General features: G+C 38.8%; 18 protein-coding genes. 14 read left to right on the top strand and 4 right to left on the bottom strand.

The genetic code is table 11. The features are described from left to right. Positions 1-29: 29 nt before the first annotated feature. Complete coding sequence (locus QUF86_RS26040; protein WP_289317470.1) at positions 30-221, bottom strand: YjzD family protein; 192 nt, start codon at positions 219-221, stop codon at positions 30-32. 292 nt (positions 222-513) lie between these two features. Between QUF86_RS26040 and QUF86_RS26035 the strand changes: the two genes are divergently transcribed. The 3 genes from QUF86_RS26035 to QUF86_RS26025 all read left to right on the top strand — a co-directional run bounded on the left by QUF86_RS26035 (position 514) and on the right by QUF86_RS26025 (position 2,622). Beyond that, positions 514-1,236, top strand: coding sequence for an alpha/beta fold hydrolase (locus tag QUF86_RS26035; RefSeq protein ID WP_289317469.1), 723 nt, complete (start codon positions 514-516; stop codon positions 1,234-1,236). A gap of 102 nt (positions 1,237-1,338) precedes the next feature. Continuing rightward, on the top strand, positions 1,339-2,172 hold the full coding sequence (locus tag QUF86_RS26030) for a Rossmann-fold NAD(P)-binding domain-containing protein (RefSeq protein ID WP_289336101.1): 834 nt from the start codon (positions 1,339-1,341) through the stop codon (positions 2,170-2,172). A gap of 267 nt (positions 2,173-2,439) precedes the next feature. Next, on the top strand, positions 2,440-2,622 hold the full coding sequence (locus QUF86_RS26025; RefSeq protein WP_034314525.1) for a ComZ family protein: 183 nt from the start codon (positions 2,440-2,442) through the stop codon (positions 2,620-2,622). Positions 2,623-2,663: 41 nt separating this feature from the next. Here QUF86_RS26025 and QUF86_RS26020 read toward each other — a convergent pair whose 3' ends face one another. Continuing rightward, entirely contained in the window at positions 2,664-2,909 is a 246-nt protein-coding gene (locus tag QUF86_RS26020; protein ID WP_289336100.1) for a hypothetical protein, read from the bottom strand. Between the two features lie 196 nt (positions 2,910-3,105). Between QUF86_RS26020 and QUF86_RS26015 the strand changes: the two genes are divergently transcribed. The 4 genes from QUF86_RS26015 to QUF86_RS26000 all read left to right on the top strand — a co-directional run bounded on the left by QUF86_RS26015 (position 3,106) and on the right by QUF86_RS26000 (position 7,095). Beyond that, complete coding sequence (locus tag QUF86_RS26015) at positions 3,106-4,041, top strand: beta-ketoacyl-ACP synthase III (protein ID WP_289317466.1); 936 nt, start codon at positions 3,106-3,108, stop codon at positions 4,039-4,041. Between the two features lie 48 nt (positions 4,042-4,089). Then, positions 4,090-5,328 carry a beta-ketoacyl-ACP synthase II gene (gene fabF / locus QUF86_RS26010; protein WP_289317465.1) on the top strand — a complete coding sequence of 413 codons (1,239 nt, stop codon included), beginning with the start codon at positions 4,090-4,092 and terminating at the stop codon, positions 5,326-5,328. Between the two features lie 132 nt (positions 5,329-5,460). Next, positions 5,461-6,231, top strand: coding sequence for a DUF2268 domain-containing putative Zn-dependent protease (locus QUF86_RS26005; protein WP_289336099.1), 771 nt, complete (start codon positions 5,461-5,463; stop codon positions 6,229-6,231). A gap of 108 nt (positions 6,232-6,339) precedes the next feature. Continuing rightward, positions 6,340-7,095 carry a YjbA family protein gene (locus QUF86_RS26000; protein ID WP_034314514.1) on the top strand — a complete coding sequence of 252 codons (756 nt, stop codon included), beginning with the start codon at positions 6,340-6,342 and terminating at the stop codon, positions 7,093-7,095. A gap of 36 nt (positions 7,096-7,131) precedes the next feature. Here the strand turns inward: QUF86_RS26000 and trpS are convergent, their stop codons facing one another. Continuing rightward, positions 7,132-8,118, bottom strand: a complete 987-nt coding sequence (gene trpS / locus QUF86_RS25995; protein WP_289317463.1) for a tryptophan--tRNA ligase — start codon at positions 8,116-8,118, stop codon at positions 7,132-7,134. Between the two features lie 587 nt (positions 8,119-8,705). Between trpS and QUF86_RS25990 the strand changes: the two genes are divergently transcribed. Then, positions 8,706-9,851 carry a putative glycoside hydrolase gene (locus QUF86_RS25990; RefSeq protein WP_289336300.1) on the top strand — a complete coding sequence of 382 codons (1,146 nt, stop codon included), beginning with the start codon at positions 8,706-8,708 and terminating at the stop codon, positions 9,849-9,851. Between the two features lie 51 nt (positions 9,852-9,902). Here the strand turns inward: QUF86_RS25990 and QUF86_RS25985 are convergent, their stop codons facing one another. Then, positions 9,903-10,091, bottom strand: coding sequence for a hypothetical protein (locus QUF86_RS25985; RefSeq protein ID WP_289317462.1), 189 nt, complete (start codon positions 10,089-10,091; stop codon positions 9,903-9,905). A 97-nt stretch (positions 10,092-10,188) separates the two neighbouring features. Here QUF86_RS25985 and QUF86_RS25980 point away from each other — a divergent pair, with 97 nt between their 5' ends. The 6 genes from QUF86_RS25980 to pepF all read left to right on the top strand — a co-directional run bounded on the left by QUF86_RS25980 (position 10,189) and on the right by pepF (position 18,524). Continuing rightward, entirely contained in the window at positions 10,189-10,770 is a 582-nt protein-coding gene (locus QUF86_RS25980) for a GNAT family N-acetyltransferase (protein WP_289317461.1), read from the top strand. Between the two features lie 1,273 nt (positions 10,771-12,043). After that, a complete protein-coding gene (gene spxA / locus QUF86_RS25975) occupies positions 12,044-12,439 on the top strand; it encodes a transcriptional regulator SpxA (protein ID WP_034314502.1) in 396 nt (131 codons plus the stop codon). Between the two features lie 478 nt (positions 12,440-12,917). Further along, positions 12,918-13,586, top strand: coding sequence for an adaptor protein MecA (gene mecA / locus QUF86_RS25970; protein WP_289317460.1), 669 nt, complete (start codon positions 12,918-12,920; stop codon positions 13,584-13,586). A 114-nt stretch (positions 13,587-13,700) separates the two neighbouring features. Beyond that, a complete protein-coding gene (cls, locus tag QUF86_RS25965) occupies positions 13,701-15,209 on the top strand; it encodes a cardiolipin synthase (protein WP_289336098.1) in 1,509 nt (502 codons plus the stop codon). Between the two features lie 97 nt (positions 15,210-15,306). After that, a complete protein-coding gene (locus QUF86_RS25960; protein ID WP_289336097.1) occupies positions 15,307-16,521 on the top strand; it encodes a competence protein CoiA in 1,215 nt (404 codons plus the stop codon). A gap of 185 nt (positions 16,522-16,706) precedes the next feature. Further along, on the top strand, positions 16,707-18,524 hold the full coding sequence (pepF, locus tag QUF86_RS25955) for an oligoendopeptidase F (protein ID WP_289336096.1): 1,818 nt from the start codon (positions 16,707-16,709) through the stop codon (positions 18,522-18,524). Positions 18,525-19,456: the final 932 nt, after the last annotated feature.

Genomic DNA, 19,456 nt, shown 5'->3' with positions numbered 1-19,456 from the left:
ATCCTAAAAGGATGTCCTCTTTTTGTTTCTTAATGTTGATGAGAGTCTTTTGCTGGCCCAGCAGGCATGATAGCAGGGATGATGCAAATCAGGATAGCAGCAGCTACTCCTAAAATCGTCCCCTGCGCAGCATCGTATGAAACTCCGATCATGGAAGAAACAACATATACAGTCATATGCACTAATAAGAATGTCCAAAAAATTGTCCAAGCATAACGCATCGAATTTCACCTCATTCCACTACATTCATTTTTATCTTACCATAATTAATATACAGTTAAAACGTGTTTTTAATAATAACCTTTAAATAATTCATTACCTTAAATCATAAGAGAACTTTTCAGGCAGTCTAGTTGGTACCTATGTGAAAAGGGAAATACTGGGGATTCAATAAAAAAAACCATCCCAGCTTGGTTAATTTAAGATAAGAAGTTAGGTGTTACCACTAACCCTTTCTATTTTTCGTCATAAATTAATATAGTAGTAGTAATATTCCTTAAAGGAGTTAGACCGATGGAACAACGAACTTTTCAAATTGATGACCAATGGAATATCATCTATTATCCAGAGCGGCCCAGTGGTTTTTCCGTAATGGTAATTGGAGACCGTAGTCATTTTGTCGAAAAAGACAGCAGCTTTTGGCTGCAACATCCTGGCAGGTTGCGGATATTGGAATATTTAAAGGAATACGGATACACGCTATTCTCATCCAATTTTCACGGAGCCAACTGGGGCAGCCCTAAAGCAATGGACCTTTCCCTTAACCTATATATCCTTTTCATGAAAAAAGAAATAGTCAATCAAAGGGTTCATATATTGGCAGAGGGGACAGGCGCGCTCCTTGCCTTAAAGCTAATGAATGAACTTGGAAATAAAATACGCTCTGTCGTATTGATCGATCCGGTTTTTTCCTTGAAAGCTCAACTGGAGAAAGAAAAGGAAAATAAGTTCTTCTATAAAAAGTGGCTGTCCGAGGTCGCTGCTGCATTTGAGCTCGATCCGGCAGAATGTGAACAGCATATTCTGGACACTGAAGATACAGTGATCGCTGAGAAAATCCCCATGAAAGTGATTCAGGTTTTTGGAAGCATGCGGAAAGAGCAAGCCTCCCTTTATCGGGAAATCCAACTGGCTAGGAAAGCAGACTTGCAGCTGACTTATTTATTGCCTGAAAAACGTTATAAAATCCCCTATCAAATACAGAAGTTTTTCAATGAGAATGAAGAGTCTTTATGAGAATGGATATATTTTCACAATAGTTTGCATACGATACAGCATCTAAAAAAACTAGACGTGTCGAGTGAAATGGGCTTGATGGCATACGAGGAGGCTGTATTTATGCAAACATACATTGTCATTGGCACTTATCAATTTGTGGGATTCCATGTAACTCAATATTTTTTGAACCAAGGTGAAGAAGTAATCGGAATTGATTGGGCTGATTCCGAAGCAAGTCGATATATTATGGAAGAAAAGGAACTTGAAATAGGTAGAAGTTCGAACTATATATATTTTCCGATAAATAAACTTAAATTATTGGATATTTCACAGCAGGACACTGTTTTCATATCTTGTTACGATATTCAAAGCGGAAAAACGGGCAAAATCGATTTTCTTATAGGCGAAATCGTTTACTTCATTGAAAAATGCAAAAAAAATGGATCTAATCAAACGCCGAATTTTGTTATTTTCATGCCAATTGAAGGAGATGTCAGTATTTTTCAGTCCATTTTAAACTCGATCGAAGGAATTGATTCTGCTAAAATCATATTTTTACCGACGATTTATGGACCTTGGCAACCGGAAGGCATGAGCTTTGAAGCTGGAATCAATCAACTTGGACAGTCAGATATCAAAGCGGCAATCGCTAACGAATATACCGGAGATGCCCTCTTCATCACTGATTTTGTGAATGATTTGGAAGCAGTGCTTACCTCCACTTCCGATAGGGCCATCCAATTGTGCAGCAGTATTGATGATCATTGGAATAAATGTGCCAAGTTAATATTTGGTGAAACTATGGATTCATTCATTTCCCAACCAAAAACTAAAATCAATAAAGGATCAATATTTGAGGTGCACAGCAAAATGGACCCGGAAGAAGGCATTGCTTTACAAAGAAAACATAATAAAAGATTAAATTTACTTAAAGAGTGGAGAAAGCGTGATTAACGGGGAGAGGACCTTAATGCTTAAATTCGAAGGAAAATATAAAACCGAAAGCTTCGTTATTTGGAAAGGACAAAACTGTATATTTGCCTCTACCCTATATGTCTTGTACTATAATGTTCAAGGATAGGAATAAACGTCAAAAGATATTCATGATTTTATATTTGCGCCCTTTACGAAAGGGACAAGTGGAATTATGATAATATTGAGCTTTATTTGGGCATCACAATGATCAATTGATGGTTATTCAAAAGATAGGGGGAAATGCAAATGAGTTCAGATAAAACTCTTGAATTTATGGGAATCGCCATGAAGTACTTCCCAGAAGCTAAAGCGAAGCTTGAAGCAAGCGGGATTCCATTCTCGATGGAGATGGCAGAGCCATTCATGGAGCTCTTTAAAAGCGTGATGCAAGAAGCTTATGAGCTTGGAAAACAAGATGCTCAGCGTTAATTGAAGGTAGGCTGTCCGGGTAAAAGGGCAGCCTTATTTTTTTATTCTTTTTTCAAGAACTTGGCGATCAATGGGTTCAGGTTAATTTTATCGATGGCCGGTTTGTATTGACTGTATAAGCTCATCAAAGTTTCAACACTCTCCATCAATTGCATGTAATCAACCGTCGATTCCTCTTGCTCAGGTTCAGCTTCAGGTTCAGCTTCAGGTTCAGCTTTCCTGCCAAACATCAAATTCGAAAAATGATCATCCTGGGTTCCCTGGTTGTTGCGATTGAAGATGTCCACAATAAATTCCTCCTATCTCATTTATAATGTATGTCCCCAATTTCCCCTGGCATAGGCGCTTGTCCGACTTCGGAAAGAGATTTCTTTAGCTTTTCAAATTGTTAACTCTTGCAAGGAAGTGTTTTTTTATATAAAATTAGTACCAGGTAATAATAGATGCTTATAATAACTCATTAAAATATAAGGGGATGGCAAGATGAATGCTGGAATACTTGGGCTTGGCCGCTACTTACCCGACAAAATCGTTACAAATGCGGATTTAGAGAAAATTATGGACACTTCCGACGAGTGGATCCGGACTAGGACGGGTATTGAGGAAAGAAGAATTGCTAATGATGATATTGATACATCAGATATGGCTTATGAGGCCGCAAAAGCTGCATTGAAAAATGCGGAAATTTCTGCTGAAGAGATAGATTTAATTCTTGTAGCTACTGTTACGCCTGATCAGTCATTTCCTTCTGTTGCTTGCATGATTCAAGAGAAATTGGGAGCGATGAAGGCAGCTGCAATGGATGTAAGTGCTGCGTGTGCCGGTTTTATGTATGCAATGATCACGGCACAGCAATTTATTAAGACAGGTGCATATAAGCATGTGTTGATCGTCGGTGTTGAAAAACTTTCGAAAGTAACCAATTGGGAAGACCGCAATACTGCTGTACTTTTTGGTGACGGTGCGGGTGCAGCTGTACTTGGACCTGTATCGGAAGGCAAAGGGGTCCTTTCCTTTGAATTAGGCGCAGATGGAACTGGCGGGAAGCACTTATTACAGGAAGGAGATTTCATTCATATGAATGGACGTGAAGTATTTAAATTTGCTGTCCGTCAGATGGGGGAATCCAGCCTGGGTGTATTGGACAAAGCTGGTTTGACAAAAGAAGATGTGGATTTGCTTGTCCCGCATCAAGCAAACATACGCATTATGGAAGCCTCAAGGGAACGCTTGGGTCTCCCGCTTGAAAAAATGGCAAAAACGGTTCATAAATATGGAAATACTTCTTCAGCGTCCATTCCAATGGCCCTTGTGGAAGAAATGGAAGCAGGAAGAATCAAGGACAATGACTTAATCGTCATGGTCGGTTTTGGTGGTGGCCTTACATGGGGAGCGATCGCTCTTAGGTGGGGTAAATAAAAGACGTAGCAAAACGTAAGAGCTTTAAAATAGGAAGGAGCCATTTTAATGACTAATCGTCGTGTAGTTGTAACAGGTATTGGAGCAATCTCACCAGTTGGTAATGATGCAGAAACTGGATGGAAGAATATAATCGAGGGGAAATCAGGAATAGGGCCTTTAACTCGTTTGAATGCTGAAGAATTCCCAGTTAAAGTGGCTGCTGAAATCAAGGACTTTGATATAGAGACTTATATTAATCGTAAAGAAGCGCGTAAGATGGACCGTTTTACCCATTATGCAATTGCAGCATCCGTTATGGCCTATAATGATAGTGAGCTGAAAATAACGGATGAGAATGCAGCACGTATCGGGGTCTGGATCGGTTCGGGTATCGGCGGGCTGGAGACTCTTGAGACACAGCATGAAAACTTTTTAAACAGAGGGTATAAACGGGTGAGCCCATTTTTCGTACCGATGATGATTCCGGACATGGCAGCGGGCCAGGTATCTATCTTACTGGGTGCTAAAGGAATCAATTCATGTACGGTAACAGCCTGCGCAACAGGAACAAATTCAATTGGTGATGCTTTTAAAGCCATTCAACGTGGCGATGCTGATGTGATGATCACAGGTGGAGCCGAAGCGCCAATCACAAAAATGTCAGTTGCAGGATTCTGTGCAAATACTGCTTTATCGACCAATCCTGATCCACAAACTGCTAGCCGTCCTTTCGATCTTAACCGTGATGGTTTCGTAATCGGCGAAGGAGCTGGAATCATCGTTCTGGAAGATCTTGAACATGCATTGAATAGAGGAGCCAAGATTTATGCCGAAATAGCTGGTTATGGCTCAACTGGAGATGCCTTCCATATTACCGCTCCGGCACCAGGTGGAGAAGGCGGGGCAAGAGCGATGAAAATTGCTATTGAGGATGCAGGTTTGAATCCGGAAGACATCCAATATGTGAATGCCCACGGAACGAGTACGCCTTACAACGACAAATATGAAACGATGGCAGTCAAAGAAGTCTTTGGCGACCATGCTAATAAACTTGCAATAAGTTCCACTAAATCAATGACAGGCCATATGTTAGGGGCAGCAGGCGGTGTAGAAGCAATATTTACGATTCAGGCAATCAGGGACAGCATTTTACCTCCAACCATCAATATTGAAACACCAGACCCTGAGTGTGATTTGGACTATGTCCCGAATCAAGCAAGGAAGGGCGAAATCAATGCCGCCATCAGCAATTCACTTGGATTCGGTGGACATAACGCTACTATTCTTTTCAAGAAATATCAATAAAACAAACAGAAGGAAGAGCAGATCTTTTGAGATCTGCTCTTTTTGTGTTGAAGGGAAAATGCAGGATATAAAATGTGTCATTCACCTTTTTTAAATCATACGATAGTCAAAAGAAGCGGAGGTGTATGGGAAATGGGAGTCATTTCAACTGATGAATGGATGAGGAAAGATTTCAACCACCCGGTCCAGATGATGGAAAGACTTAAAAGCACATTCAACAATACGCTTGATGCGGATATGATTTATCATCATTTATTAAAGCATGGCATGTATTCGCCGAATCAAAAAACGAAACTCACATGGGAAGACTTAAAAGAAAATAATGTATGGGAAAAAACACAAAGCCTGTTCACATCTTATAAGAAACTATGGGGAGGGCCTGATGTTCCCATATTTATTTTTCCGCTCATGTCTTCAGGGATATGGAAGAAAACGGTTGAAACGAAGTCAGGGTTGGCATTTGAAGATAAACTATTCCTTTTTTACGACAAGGGTATAGCTGAAAAGGAAATGGAGGCCCTGTTGATTCATGAATATCATCATGTCTGCCGATTGCATCATTTGAAAAAGGACCAAAAAGAATTTACTCTCCTTGATACGATGATCATGGAAGGGCTAGCGGAACGAACGGTGGGTAAATATTTAGGAACAAAATTTTTAGCGAAATGGACTAAGTTATATCAGGAAGATAAACTACGAGAATTTTGGAGCAAACATTTAGAGAAAAAGCACATGATAAAGCGTACAGACCCTCTTCATGATGTGCTTCTGCTTGGAACGAAAGGATACCCATATATGCTTGGATACTGTAGTGGCTATTACCTAGTGAAAAATTACGAAAAACTCTCTGTGAAAAAATCATTCATTATTCAATCTGAAGAATTCTTATCAATAAATAGCTAATATATACGTTCTTTTTTTATTAATCTGTTTTCTAGAATAGGAATAAATTGTATGGTTCCTGCCTATACTGATTGACAAACAGAAATTTGTTTAAGTGAGGGATGAATGATGTTATATCTTCATGATGTATGGGTTAACTGGTTTGAAGGAGAAGAAAACGGCTATAATATTTGTCATTTTCATGAATGGAGGAAGGATGATGGGATCGAACTACTAGATCAAGTTCCTTTGTTGAAAGTGTCATCAACATTGTTCCACTACATAGAAAACGACTTGTCAGAATTACCTAAGCCATTGCTGAATGACGTGTATCAAAAAGCATATGCAAGGAAAAATCATGAACGAATTCAGCTTGACTATTGTTTTATCGTGACTGATGGAAATGGAATTTTAGCTGTTGATACGATAGGGTATCATATTCCGATCAGGAAAAGCAGAATAATTCCCCGGCAGGAACAAATTGTTTATGACATGATAGAAAACCATGATGAGATGGATTACACCTTTACTGAAAAACCTACATCTGAGAAAGAATATCATATTTTGTCGCCGTCTCCCTTATTCATGAATGGGTTGACAAGAAAAGAAAGACAGCTTAAGCAATTACTATTCATGGCCATGGACCAATTATTCACGGCGAAAAATACTGCTGAAATCCGCTATTGGTATACAGAATGGGCCCCTGAAAAATATGAAAGCATTCAAGAAATGGATTTTCAGATAGCTTGGCTGGAGTTATATGAAGAAATGAAGGAGGGCTGGTCAGAGAAGCACCTTCAACTTTGTGAAAATTTGGTGAAGGGGCAGCCTTTTTTTGAGAAGCTTTGGCAAGTGGAAGCTGGCGATAGCCCATCGATATTATGAACAAAAAAAAGACGATCCGATGAGGATCGTCTTTTTTTATCTCTTTCTGCCAAGTCCCATGCCATTATACATTTTTCTAATCATTTTATTGGCTTCAATGTTGGCTTTTTCTGCACCGCGGTCCAGAATTTCATCCAATTCAGGCGAATCGATCAATTCATTATAGCGTTCCTGGATTGGTAGGATTTCTCCAAGTACCACATCAGCCAGATCACTTTTAAAGTCGCCATAACCTTTGCCTTCATACATCTCTTCGATTTCTGAATAGGTTTTTCCACTGAAGATGGAGTAAATGGACATCAGGTTGGAAACACCGGCTTTGTTTTCCTTATCGTAACGGACAATACCTTCGGAATCGGTAACTGCGCTCTTGATATTTTTTTCGATTTGCTTCGGATCATCCAATAAGGCAATCGTTGCCTTTTTGTTAGGATCAGATTTGCTCATTTTCTTGGTTGGTTCTTGAAGGGACATGATACGTGCCCCTTCTGTAGGAAGGCTGATTTCCGGGATTTTGAAAATATCATTGTGCTTTTTATTGAAGCGTTCAGCCAAATCGCGTGTCAATTCAAGATGCTGTCTTTGATCTTCCCCGACAGGAACGACATCCGTACCATAAAGGAGAATATCGGCAGCCATCAGCGGCGGGTAAGTAAGAAGTGCTGCTGATACCCCTTCCTTGCCAGCGGATTTGTCTTTAAATTGGGTCATTCTCTCAAGTTCACCAATATAGGATATACTCTGTAAAATCCAGCCTGCCTGAGCATGCGCAGGTACCTCTGATTGAATGAAGATGGTATTCTTTTCAGGATCTAGACCAATGGCCAAATATAAAGCGGCCAAAGTTTTAATGCTTTTCCTTAACTTAAGGCGATCTTGTGGAACTGTAATTGCGTGCTGGTCAACAATACAAAAGAAACATTCATATTCATTTTGTAAGTTAACGAATTGTTTCATGGCTCCGATATAATTTCCTAAAGTAACGGAACCGGATGGCTGAATGCCGGAGAAAATCCTTTTCAACTGCTAGTCACTCCTCTAAATGCGTTTATTGATAAATGGATATTCGCTCTTCATTATTGTAAGGATAAATAGAAAATGAATCCACTTTCTTTGAAAGAAATGTGCGTGAAGCCCATGAAAGGGAACGCTCATTTAAATCTTGTGGAAGGACGTTTTGTCCAGTATCGATGCCATTCTGAGAATACGAATTGTCCACTATAACTGTATTTTAGCATTTATTCATATTAAATGTATAATCGAATCGGCAATCAAGCAAAAGTACGGATTTTCCGTTTCCTTTTTTTGATTATGGAAGAAATGAAAGAATCAAGGAAAATCAAACCGTTTACTATATTTCACTATGAGCAGAGGATTTTAGGGAAGGATACATACAAGGGAATACAGTGCTGAGGAACGTATTTCCACCTATGGGTTTTAAGATATAAACTTTGTAATGCGGAGTTTTTTAATTATTTATAATATATAGGAGTAAAATTAATTGTTTGTGGTATTAAAGAAAGGGGTTTATTATATTTGTTGAATATTGATGACTGATGGCGAATGAGGTGGAGAAAATGAAACCAATGTGTAAATGGTTGATGACAGGTATGTGCATATTCCTGATTCAACAGCCAGTTCATGCGGAAGGCATGAACGAAACCAGGCAGGTAGCATTAGAAAATAAAGATTTGCCTGAGAGCGTACCGCGTTTTGTTTTTGATTCGGGGTTGAAATTCGACTATCCAGATGCTGTGCGCGGAATATATGTGACAGGGCCTGCAGCGGGTGGCAGTAAAATGAATGAACTTGTTAAATATGTAGATGAAACCGATTTGAATGCGATGGTCATTGATATTAAGGATGACTTGGGGAACGTTACGTATCAAACCGAAGATCCCGATTCTCCATATGCTAGGATTGGTAAAGACTACATAAAAAATCCAAGGGCAATGCTGAAAAAAATGGAGGATAAACAGATTTATCCGATTGCAAGGGTAGTCGTTTTTAAAGACTCCCTTCTGGCCAAAGAGAAGCCTGAATTGTCTTTTTTAGATGACGAAAAGGTATGGAAGAATGGTCGAGGGGAAGCTTTCGTTAACCCATTCTTAAAAGAGGTGTGGGATTATAATGTCGGTATTGCCATTGAAGCTGCAAAGATGGGTTTTAAAGAAATTCAATTTGACTATGTCCGTTTTCCCGAAGGATTCGAAAATAAAGAAGATGATTTGAAATATGATGTCGGTGAATATGATGAAGCGAAAGTAAGTCATACAGCCAAAAGGGTTCAGGCAGTGACGGATTTCGTAAGTTATGCGAGGAAACAACTGGAGCCATATGGTGTAGAAGTATCAGTGGATATTTTTGGATATGCTGCCACATTGCCTGAAGCTCCCGGAATTGGGCAAAACTTCACAAAAATCTCTGAGAATGTCGATGTAATTTCATCCATGATCTATCCAAGTCACTGGACATCTTATTTTGGTATCGATAAGCCTGATTTGGAGCCGTATGATCTCGTTAAGGAATATGCGAAATTGGAGAACGGGAAGCTGAAGGAATTAAAAACGCCACCTACTTCAAGACCTTGGCTACAAGATTTTACTGCCTCATATTTAGGGGAGGGGAATTATCAAAGGTATGGTAAGGAAGAAGTGGAAGCCCAAATAAAAGCATTGAATGATAATGGTATTGATGAATACTTATTATGGAATGCAGCAAATCGATATACAAAGGGAGTAGACTATACCCCATGAAAAAATGGATGACCTAGGAAAATCCTTCCGGTCATCCAATTTCTCTCTGAATTACCGCTTTTTATTCCCGCCAACTTGACTCCATCCTGACTGAATTCGTTTCGATTGATCGAAAATATGAGAGTGACGTTTCCCGCCAAACCATTTTTCGCCGATGCCATTCGTCACAACGCCATTCACAGCTGTAATACCAATAACGCAAGCAGCGACTAAAAAAAAGTCGATAAAGTAACTGATCATCCAAACCCCTCCTAATATTTTCAAGCTATTTAAGTTCCATTGTAGTGGATAAGAAAAAATCTGGAAAGTATAAACTAGCAGATGAGGAGATTAAATTATGAATTGGTATGAAAAATTAAACCAGTATTTCCCTATTGAAGAAATGAAGTCCAAAGAACATATAGAAGTTCTTTTAGAAGATAAGCAGGAAATATATAAAAAGGATGAAGGTCCCGACCATGTTTTATTGTATGTGGAAGGGGAAGAGTTTATATTCGTTGATTACCTATTTGTATCAAAGAATTCAAGGGGGCAGGGACTAGGAAGGAAATTGATTCAAAAATTGCAAAAAAAGCAGAAAACGATTTTGCTGGAAGTCGAACCAGTACAAGAAAATGATGATGATACATTTAAAAGGCTGAAATTTTATAAAAGGGAAGGATTCCATCATGCTTCTTCGATTTCCTACAGCAGAAAATCGCTTGCCACCAAAGAGAACACGCCTATGGAAATCTTATATTGGCCGGCAAATCCATCTGTTGATGAAGAAGACGTATTTGATTTCATGAAAGAGATTTATTCTGAAATCCATACTTACAAAGATGATGACCTTTATGGGAAATCTTATCAAGATGTAGAGGATGTACTAAGCTTGAATGCAGGTCAGGAAACGGATATTTTTAAAGAGATGGAAGTTTGAGAAAAAAGGGCCGGTTGTTCACCGGTCCTTTTTAGTTTGTTGAAACAAGTACGGTAAAGGAAGAAAAATTGCGTGAACGGACGAAAAAACAGCTCAGGCTAACGAAAAAGTAAAAGTGCTACAGCCTACAGCAGAAAACAACCGGAACTTTTTTTAGAAAAATTGAGAGAGAGAAACTGTCTATTCTTAGAATTTGTCGATGAAAGGAGGTCCGGAATGGTTTTACCCCGAACCATGTTTTTTTAATAGAAGACTTGGTAAACCTTCGATTTTTACTTTTTTTTAAGGATGTAACCCTCAATATATTGAAGGAATTTGCGATAATCCAGCCGAAAAACTCGCGCTAGCCGAGCCTCCGCTAGATGCTTGCGACGAGGAGCCTTGGCTGACAGTCGGCGCATATGGAGCGGTTCACTGAAATCAACTGAATGTTTTTTGAGAGTTTGTTAAAATAGAGCGTTGATTTCCACTCCAGGCACTCGCTTTCCGAGGGCGGTCCGCCCGCGGCACTCTTTGCGCATGTGGGGTATCCCTTGGCTACGCTTTCCCCGCAGGAGTCTCGTACCTTCCGTTCCAATTCCAATCAACTGGAATGTTTTTTTAGAAAATACAGGGAGATATGGTTTTCCTCCCCCACAGACGCTTGCCGCTAGGAGCCTGGCTGACAGTCGGCGGATATGGAGTGGATTTCTGAAATTGAACTGAACGTCTTGCAAATAAAAAACTGCAGGCAAACTCGCTTTCTTATGCATTTATTGCAGAAAAATGAATATCTATAACTTCTTGGATGGTAGATTGTTCCCTTATTGCTGATTCTTTTGAATTACCTTTTTTACTTTTGGAATTATATGTGCTAAAAGAATGGTTTTTCTTGTAAAAAGGAGGAATTTGCTTTTTGTTAAAGAAAATATATTAACAAGATCTTGTTTATTGACAAGGAATGGGGGTAAATAAAAGTAACGAGCTAATTAAAAAATCATGAGGGCCGAATTGAGAGTTAAATGAGAATGATAGGTAGGTATTTTCAATTAGAAAAAGTCGATTTAATGTATTACATAAAAAAACGAAATAGCTATAGTACAGGCTAAACCAGAAGTTTAAAAGGATTTTTTCAAATATCAAAAAGGGTATTCATTTTAAATAAATTAGTGTATAATAAAGAATATGAAATACTTATTTAAAATTATTTCAAATTAGAGTGGTACTTATGAATACTAATAGTAGATTTCTCCTCATAGATCACCGATTCTATATTTAGGGAGTGTGAGTAAACATGGTAACATTATATACATCACCTAGTTGTACTTCATGCAGAAAAGCAAAAGCATGGTTAGAGGAACATGAGATTGGATATAAAGAAAGAAACATTTTTTCAGAACCGTTGACGATTGATGAGATAAAAGAAATTCTTCGAATGACAGAAGATGGCACCGATGAAATCATTTCAACACGGTCAAAAACTTTCCAAAAGTTAAACGTGAATTTAGAGAGCCTGCCTCTTCAAGAATTATATAAATTGATCAAGGAAAACCCAGGACTGTTGAGACGTCCAATTATCCTTGACGAGAAACGGCTTCAAGTTGGTTATAACGAAGATGAGATAAGACGCTTTTTACCACGTAAAGTTCGTACCTTCCAGTTACGGGAAGCACAACGTATGGTCAACTAATAAGGTCTTTCAAGCTCTGCCAGGAATTGTGCAGGGCTTTTTCTTTATACATAACCGCTTTTTCACCTTAATAACCGGGCATGACCGAATCCATAGGCGACAGACGTTTGGCATTTTCAGCAAGTCCCTATGACCGGTCATCATTTAAAGATAAAATAAGAATGCTACTCCCCACGCCATGTATAATAATAAGGCATATACTACAGTAAGATTAAATTTGAAGAAAGCATTGTGATAGTTGCATGCGGATGAATTTTTTTATAGAATGAATGGAATATTAGGCAAACAATTGTTTTTTAGATAAGTAATGTTTTTTATTTCCCTTCTTCAAGGTTTTGTCATAAAATGATGTAAAATAGTCTGTTTTAATGGCTATCATGATTTACAGTATTCACTTACGGGTAAAGAGCTTTTAAGAGCAATTTTCGCTTGGGGGTTATTATCCCTTCAAAATGAGAAAGGAAGGGAGAGGGGAATCATGGAAATCGAACGCATTAATGATGATACAGTGAAATTTTATATTTCCTATATAGATATTGAGGAAAGAGGCTTCGATCGCGAAGAAATTTGGTACAGTCGCGAGAGAAGTGAGGAGCTTTTTTGGGAAATGATGGATGAAGTGCATCAAGAAGAAGAATTCATGATTGAAGGCCCTTTATGGATTCAAGTTCAAGCCCTTGAAAAAGGCTTGGAAGTTTTGGTCACAAAAGCCCAGCTTGCCAAAGATGGTCAGAAACTCGAGCTGCCTCTTTCAGATGATAAGTTAAAGGATTTTAATGTATCAGATAAGATGGATACGCTTCTTGATCAACATTTCCATGGTAAGGATGAAGAAAGCGGTATGACATTCGAAGATGGTATGATTGAATTCATCACGACGTTCGATGATTTTGAGGATGTCATTTCATTAAGTAAGCGTCATGGATTGGATGACTGGACGACAAAACTTTATGTTTATCAAAATAAATATTATCTTTATATCGAATTTTCCGAGGCGGAGATTGATGAGGAAGAAATCGATAATGTACTAAGTCTTTTATTGGAATATAGTCAGGAGTCACCAATAACGGTGCACATGCTTGAAGAGTACGGGAAAATAGTTATCGAAAATGATGTATTCACAACGGTCGATAAATATTTCGCATAGACTGTTGAGGCCGATTTCTACTGAAATCGGCCTTTTCGTCCTAGAATAAATTTTTTACCTTAGGCAGGGAGGTTTTTTACATGTGCCTGTGTTTGTTAATTGGAGGTAGTCTAGGTGAAGAATATAGTTGGCATCGGTCTGCTTATTCTCTTGTTGGTCGGAACTTGGTATTTTCTAACAAATGACGTCAGTGGCGGGCTGATTTTTTATTCTAGCCTTATATTGACCCTTTTGTTGGTGATAATTGGTTTTATCATTTTCCTGGAAAATCGGGATCCTATACAGACCATTACATGGCTTGTTATTTTTGGCGCTTTCCCATTCATCGGTTTCTTATTTTACTTTTTGTTTGGCCGTAATTTTCGGAAAGAAAGGATATTTCGCAAGAAGTACTTTTTGGATAAGCAAAGATTCGTGAAATTAAGCGGCGAAGCGGAATATAATGATCGAATTAAGGAAATGGGCGAGAACTCTCAGCAATTATTCACTCTTGCAAATAGGCTAGGGAATAGCCCTATTTCATTTACGACCGAAACCCGGATTTTAAGGAATGGTAAGGAGACATTTTCCAATATCATCGAAGAATTAAAAAAAGCCAGACATCATATTCATTTAGAATATTATATTGTTAGGGATGACCGCATTGGCGGTGTGCTAAAGGATGTCTTGATACAAAAAGTAAGAGAAGGGGTAAAAGTCCGTTTTCTCTATGATGCGGTTGGTTCATGGAAGTTAGCTCGCTCTTATATCGATGAACTGAAGAATGCAGGAGTCGAAATGGTTGCCTTTGGTCCGTTGCATCTCCCTTTATTAAATAATAAATTCAACTTTCGTAATCACCGTAAAATAATTGTGATAGATGGCTCTGTCGGTTTCATCGGTGGCCTCAATATTGGAGATGAATATTTGGGTCATGATCCGAAATTCGGTTCTTGGCGTGATACGCATCTTATCGTGAAAGGGGAAGCGGTCAGGACTTTACAGATCATATTTCTGCAGGATTGGTATTATAGCACCAATAATAGCTTTTTAACGGATGAATATCTCTTGACTGGCGTGCCGGTCCATCATGATCATGGCGGAGTTCAATTGATTGGCGGCGGGCCTGATAGTGAGTGGACGATCATTAAGAGCATTTTTTTTAAGATGATCACTTCTGCAGAAAAGTCCGTCTGGATTGCCTCACCCTATTTCGTTCCTGACGACGATATCTTTCAAGCATTGAAGGTAGCTGCTTTAAGTGGTTTGGATGTCAGGCTGCTGGTCCCAAAGAACCCCGATAAGCATATAGTGTTTCATGCTTCGAGAACCTATTTTCCCGAATTGCTTGCTTCGGGAGTTCGTATATTCCAATATAATGAGGGCTTCATGCATAGTAAAATCATCATCGTTGATGACCAACTGGCTTCAATTGGGACAACCAATATGGATATGAGAAGCTTTCACTTGAATTTCGAAGTCAATGCCTTTCTCTACCGGACGGAAAGTACACAACAGCTTGTGAATGATTTTTTGGAAGATATAAAGGTATCCCAAGAGGTGGAAATTGTTGCATTTTCCAAACGGAATTTCGGGTTGAAAGTATTGGAATCCACTTGCCGATTGCTTTCACCCCTTCTATAGAAATTAACTTTCCTTTATGCCGATCTGGCATTTTTTTTTATTAAAAGGAAGGGATCCTTAGCGATGCAAGCGAATGTAGTGGATGAGGAGGAGATGTATGCTAACTGCGATAAAGAAAGATGGGACTTGGATGACCCTTCCTGAAAGGATACCGGCAAACGTGCTTGCTGAATGGAGAAAGTCAGCAAATTATTACTGTCCGTGCTGCAAGATGGAAATGTCCATCAAAGCAGGAAACGTCAGGATCCCGCATTTCGCCCATAAAAATAATTCTTCATGCCGTGCTTCTTCAGAACCGGAATCCGCCTATCACTTAATGGGAAAAAGAAAATTGTTTCAGTGGTTTTTATCAAACGGCTATCAAGTGGATTTAGAAGCCTACTTTCCCGAAATTAAGAAAAGGGCTGATATCTTAGCTACGATAGGGGGGAATCGCTATGCAATAGAATTTCAATGCTCCGTAATCCCGGAGGTTGAATTCATTGAACGGACTAGAGCCTATCAAAGCGTAGGCATCAAGCCAATCTGGATCCTCGCTGCAAAACGCTTAAAAAGGAAAAGCATGTATGAATTCAGTTTATCCCGCTTCCAATGGCTCTTTGTCAGCGGCAGCTGGCACCATCCGTTTCTTTGGATGTATTGCCCGGAAACTAATCATTTATCAGTATTGAAGAACCTCACTCCTTTCACCCCTAGAACCGTATTTGCCGAATTGACTTCAGCTTCCTTAACACTCCTTCCCCCTAGTCGGGCATTGCCCCAAAACAGCTTTCGTTTCCCTTTTCTGCCTGCTTGGAGATATAAACGAAAAGACTGGTCCCTCCATCGTGTGAAAACTGCACGTAGAACCGATCCTTTTTTCGAAGAACTGTATTTACATCATATTACACCTGCGACAATTCCCATTGAAGTGGGTGTTCCAGTCAGAGGGATGCTTTTGATCGAAACAGCCCCGATTGAATGGCAGGCATGGTTTTACATGGATGTGTTTCAAGAGAAAAAAATAGGGGAAAAGATTTTCATGGCGAATATTATCCACTTTTTTAAGAAGCGTTCAAGAAAAGGGGAAATAAAGTTCAGGCCGTTGCCATTGCTTCATGAAAAACCACCCTTGGAGTACCCTGTAGGTCAATACATTAAGTTATTGGAGCACATGGGTTACATATCAAAGTTGGAAGAGGGGGTTTTTAAAGTTGAGAAAGAATTTTCCCTTCCCTTCACCAGTGATCAAGTTCAAATGATGGAAAAATTTTTCTATGATAAGCATAAGTTGATGATGGAAAAGGGGAATATCCAGTATAATCAGGGATAACATCCCTATTTATCTTGAATTCAGATGAAATGGCAGGATTATTTTTGTTAATGGAGAAATAGTAATAAGAACGAGATTTAAAAACTTTTAGAAAGCATGAATGCCGTATGGATCATTGCAGCGTTCAATCCGGTTTAATGAGTTAGCTGATTGGCGAGTTTTCTATAGAATGGAGAGGAATTTTTATGACACAGGAAACAAAAGTGAATGCATTACCCTCAAGAAGTGAAATAGCTGCAGAGGATACTTGGAGACTGGAAGATATCTTCGCCACCGAAGAAGATTGGGAAGCTGCCTTCAAAGTAGTGAAGGAAGACCTCAAGAAAGCGGAGGCACATAAAGGGACGTTGGGCGAAAGCGCAGAAAAATTATTTGCAGCCCTTCAACTCCAAGATGAAGTATTCGAGAAGCTAGGGAAAGTTTATTCTTATTCACATATGCGCAATGACCAAGATACAACCAATCCTTTTTACCAAGGGATGGAGGATCGGGCCAAAGCTTTATATGCCCAGGCAGCAGCTGCGTTTTCATATATGGTTCCTGAGTTATTGAGTATTGACGAAAGCAAAGTGGAAGGGTTTTTGGAAGAAAAAGAAGAATTGAAATTATATAAACATTCTTTAGAGGAAATTAATCTTCAGAGACCCCATATCTTATCTGCCGAGCAGGAAGAATTATTGGCACAAGCATCAGAAGTACTCGATTCATCAGGCAATACTTTCGGTATGCTTAACAATGCTGATTTGAAATTCCCGACCATCAAGGATGAAGAGGGAAATGAAGTGGAAATAACGCACGGAAGGTATATCCGTTTTCTTGAGAGCGATGATCGACGTGTACGTGAGGAGGCATTTAAAGGGGTATACAGCAAGTATGGTGAGTTCCGTAATACGTTTGCTTCAACCCTGTCAGGAGAGGTGAAAAACCATAATTTCAATGCCACAGTACGAAAATATGATTCAGCACGCCAAGCGGCATTAAGTAGCAATAACATTCCGGAGACCGTATATGATAATCTTGTTAAAACGGTCAATGACAACTTGCCTTTACTGCACCGTTATCTTGATTTGCGTAAAAAAGTACTCGAATTAGATGAACTTCATATGTATGATCTATTCACTCCTCTTGTAAAAGAAGTGAAGATGGAAGTGACATATGAGGAGGCCAAAGATTATGTCCTAAAGGGTCTTGCTCCGCTTGGTGAGGACTATTTGAATGTTTTGAAAGAGGGATTTGAAAACCGTTGGGTCGATGTACATGAAAACGTAGGGAAACGAAGCGGTGCCTATTCTTCTGGTACATACGGGACGAATCCATATATTTTAATGAACTGGCAAAATAACGTAAATAACCTATTCACGCTCGTTCATGAGTTTGGGCATTCGGTCCATAGCTACTATACGCGTAAATACCAGCCATACCCATACGGGAATTATTCGATATTTGTAGCGGAAGTTGCATCGACTTGTAATGAAAACCTGTTGAATGATTATTTACTGAATACAATCGAAGAAGAAAAGAAACGCATTTATTTATTGAATCACTATCTAGAAGGTTTCCGTGGAACATTGTTCCGCCAAACGATGTTTGCAGAGTTTGAACATACCATTCATCTTAAAGCTCAAAATGGGGAAGCATTGACAGCGGATATGCTCACTAAGGAATATTATGAGCTGAACAAGAAATACTTTGGCGAGAATGTGAGCATTGATGAAGAAATCGGTTTGGAATGGGCACGTATTCCACATTTCTATTATAATTACTATGTTTATCAATATGCGACCGGAATCAGTGCAGCAACAGCTTTAAGCAAGCAAATCCTTGAAGAAGGAGAGCCTGCTGTCAAAAGGTATCTGGAGTTCTTGAAATCTGGAAGTTCTGATTATCCGATTGAAGTACTCAAAAAGGCTGGCGTCGATATGACAAAAGCCGAGCCTGTACAAGAAGCCATGAATGTATTCGAAGAAAAATTAAATGAGTTGGAAGAGCTTTTGAATAAATAGGATGTGAAAGGGACCCGAATGGCTTCGGGTTCCTTTTCATCTAATATGGATATCCGTCATAATCCTTTAAAACGGTTTCTCTGATTTAAGCTGTGAAGAATAATGAAGAAAACAAAAAATAAAATAGGGGAGGTAAAATACAGAGGAATGAGGTTCATGATACCGAGTAGCTGGACGAATAGCGACCCTATCAAGAGTATAAGTAGAATAAAGCCTTTCAATTTGGCCACCTCCAACCTGGCAGCAGGATAAAAGATCATCTGCTTTTTTATTAGATTTTATGTTTGAAAATAAGCAGTATTCTAAGAATATGACAATAATGTGAAATTGCGCACAAGTTCTTGCAATTAATGTGTATAATCTGCTATAGTACAGATATAGAAGTTATCACATCCCAAACATATACCCCTTTGTTTGCTCGTCGTGAAATTTCTCCCATCCCCTTTTTCGTATAAATAGATGAAAACCCCAGCAAATTTAGCGATTTGCCGGGGTTTTTCATTTGCTGATAAATTAAACGGGTTGAATTGATGCCGGTTATAACAAAAGTAGCAAGTTTAGATAATGAAAAATAAAGATATAATCAGTGTTGTGATATTTTTCACAATTAAATTCATACTATTTCTATATCATATATCAAAAGCACTTATACCGTTAAAGTAAAATGAGGCTCTTATTTTGCTAGATACCAGAAGGGGTTATCATAATTGGAAAATATATATTGTGAACAAATTGTGAAAAGTTGCACATATAGTTGAAACATAAATGTGTAATCTGTTATATTATTTATTGTGAAGTGAATCACAAACAAACTTATACCCCTTTGTTTGATCGTGAAAAAATTTCTCCCATCCCCTTATTTCTTATAAAAAAACCATGCAATCGTTGATTTGCATGGTTTTTCCCTTTTTAAACAACAAAGAAGCAGTCAA

Origin of the sequence: Peribacillus sp. NJ11 (assembly GCF_030348405.1) — a bacterium.
Lineage (GTDB): Bacteria > Bacillota > Bacilli > Bacillales > DSM-1321 > Peribacillus.
Note: the sequence above shows the minus strand (reverse complement) of the source record. Positions and strands in the feature narration are given on the sequence as shown.

Coding starts and splice junctions, on each gene's coding strand:
- QUF86_RS26040 (WP_289317470.1), bottom strand. CDS start 221: ATGCGTTATGCTTGGACAATTTTTTGGACATTCTTATTAGTGCATATG.
- QUF86_RS26035 (WP_289317469.1), top strand. CDS start 514: ATGGAACAACGAACTTTTCAAATTGATGACCAATGGAATATCATCTAT.
- QUF86_RS26030 (WP_289336101.1), top strand. CDS start 1,339: ATGCAAACATACATTGTCATTGGCACTTATCAATTTGTGGGATTCCAT.
- QUF86_RS26025 (WP_034314525.1), top strand. CDS start 2,440: ATGAGTTCAGATAAAACTCTTGAATTTATGGGAATCGCCATGAAGTAC.
- QUF86_RS26015 (WP_289317466.1), top strand. CDS start 3,106: ATGAATGCTGGAATACTTGGGCTTGGCCGCTACTTACCCGACAAAATC.
- fabF (WP_289317465.1), top strand. CDS start 4,090: ATGACTAATCGTCGTGTAGTTGTAACAGGTATTGGAGCAATCTCACCA.
- QUF86_RS26005 (WP_289336099.1), top strand. CDS start 5,461: ATGGGAGTCATTTCAACTGATGAATGGATGAGGAAAGATTTCAACCAC.
- QUF86_RS26000 (WP_034314514.1), top strand. CDS start 6,340: ATGTTATATCTTCATGATGTATGGGTTAACTGGTTTGAAGGAGAAGAA.
- QUF86_RS25990 (WP_289336300.1), top strand. CDS start 8,706: ATGTGCATATTCCTGATTCAACAGCCAGTTCATGCGGAAGGCATGAAC.
- QUF86_RS25985 (WP_289317462.1), bottom strand. CDS start 10,091: ATGATCAGTTACTTTATCGACTTTTTTTTAGTCGCTGCTTGCGTTATT.
- QUF86_RS25980 (WP_289317461.1), top strand. CDS start 10,189: ATGAATTGGTATGAAAAATTAAACCAGTATTTCCCTATTGAAGAAATG.
- spxA (WP_034314502.1), top strand. CDS start 12,044: ATGGTAACATTATATACATCACCTAGTTGTACTTCATGCAGAAAAGCA.
- mecA (WP_289317460.1), top strand. CDS start 12,918: ATGGAAATCGAACGCATTAATGATGATACAGTGAAATTTTATATTTCC.
- QUF86_RS25960 (WP_289336097.1), top strand. CDS start 15,307: ATGCTAACTGCGATAAAGAAAGATGGGACTTGGATGACCCTTCCTGAA.
- pepF (WP_289336096.1), top strand. CDS start 16,707: ATGACACAGGAAACAAAAGTGAATGCATTACCCTCAAGAAGTGAAATA.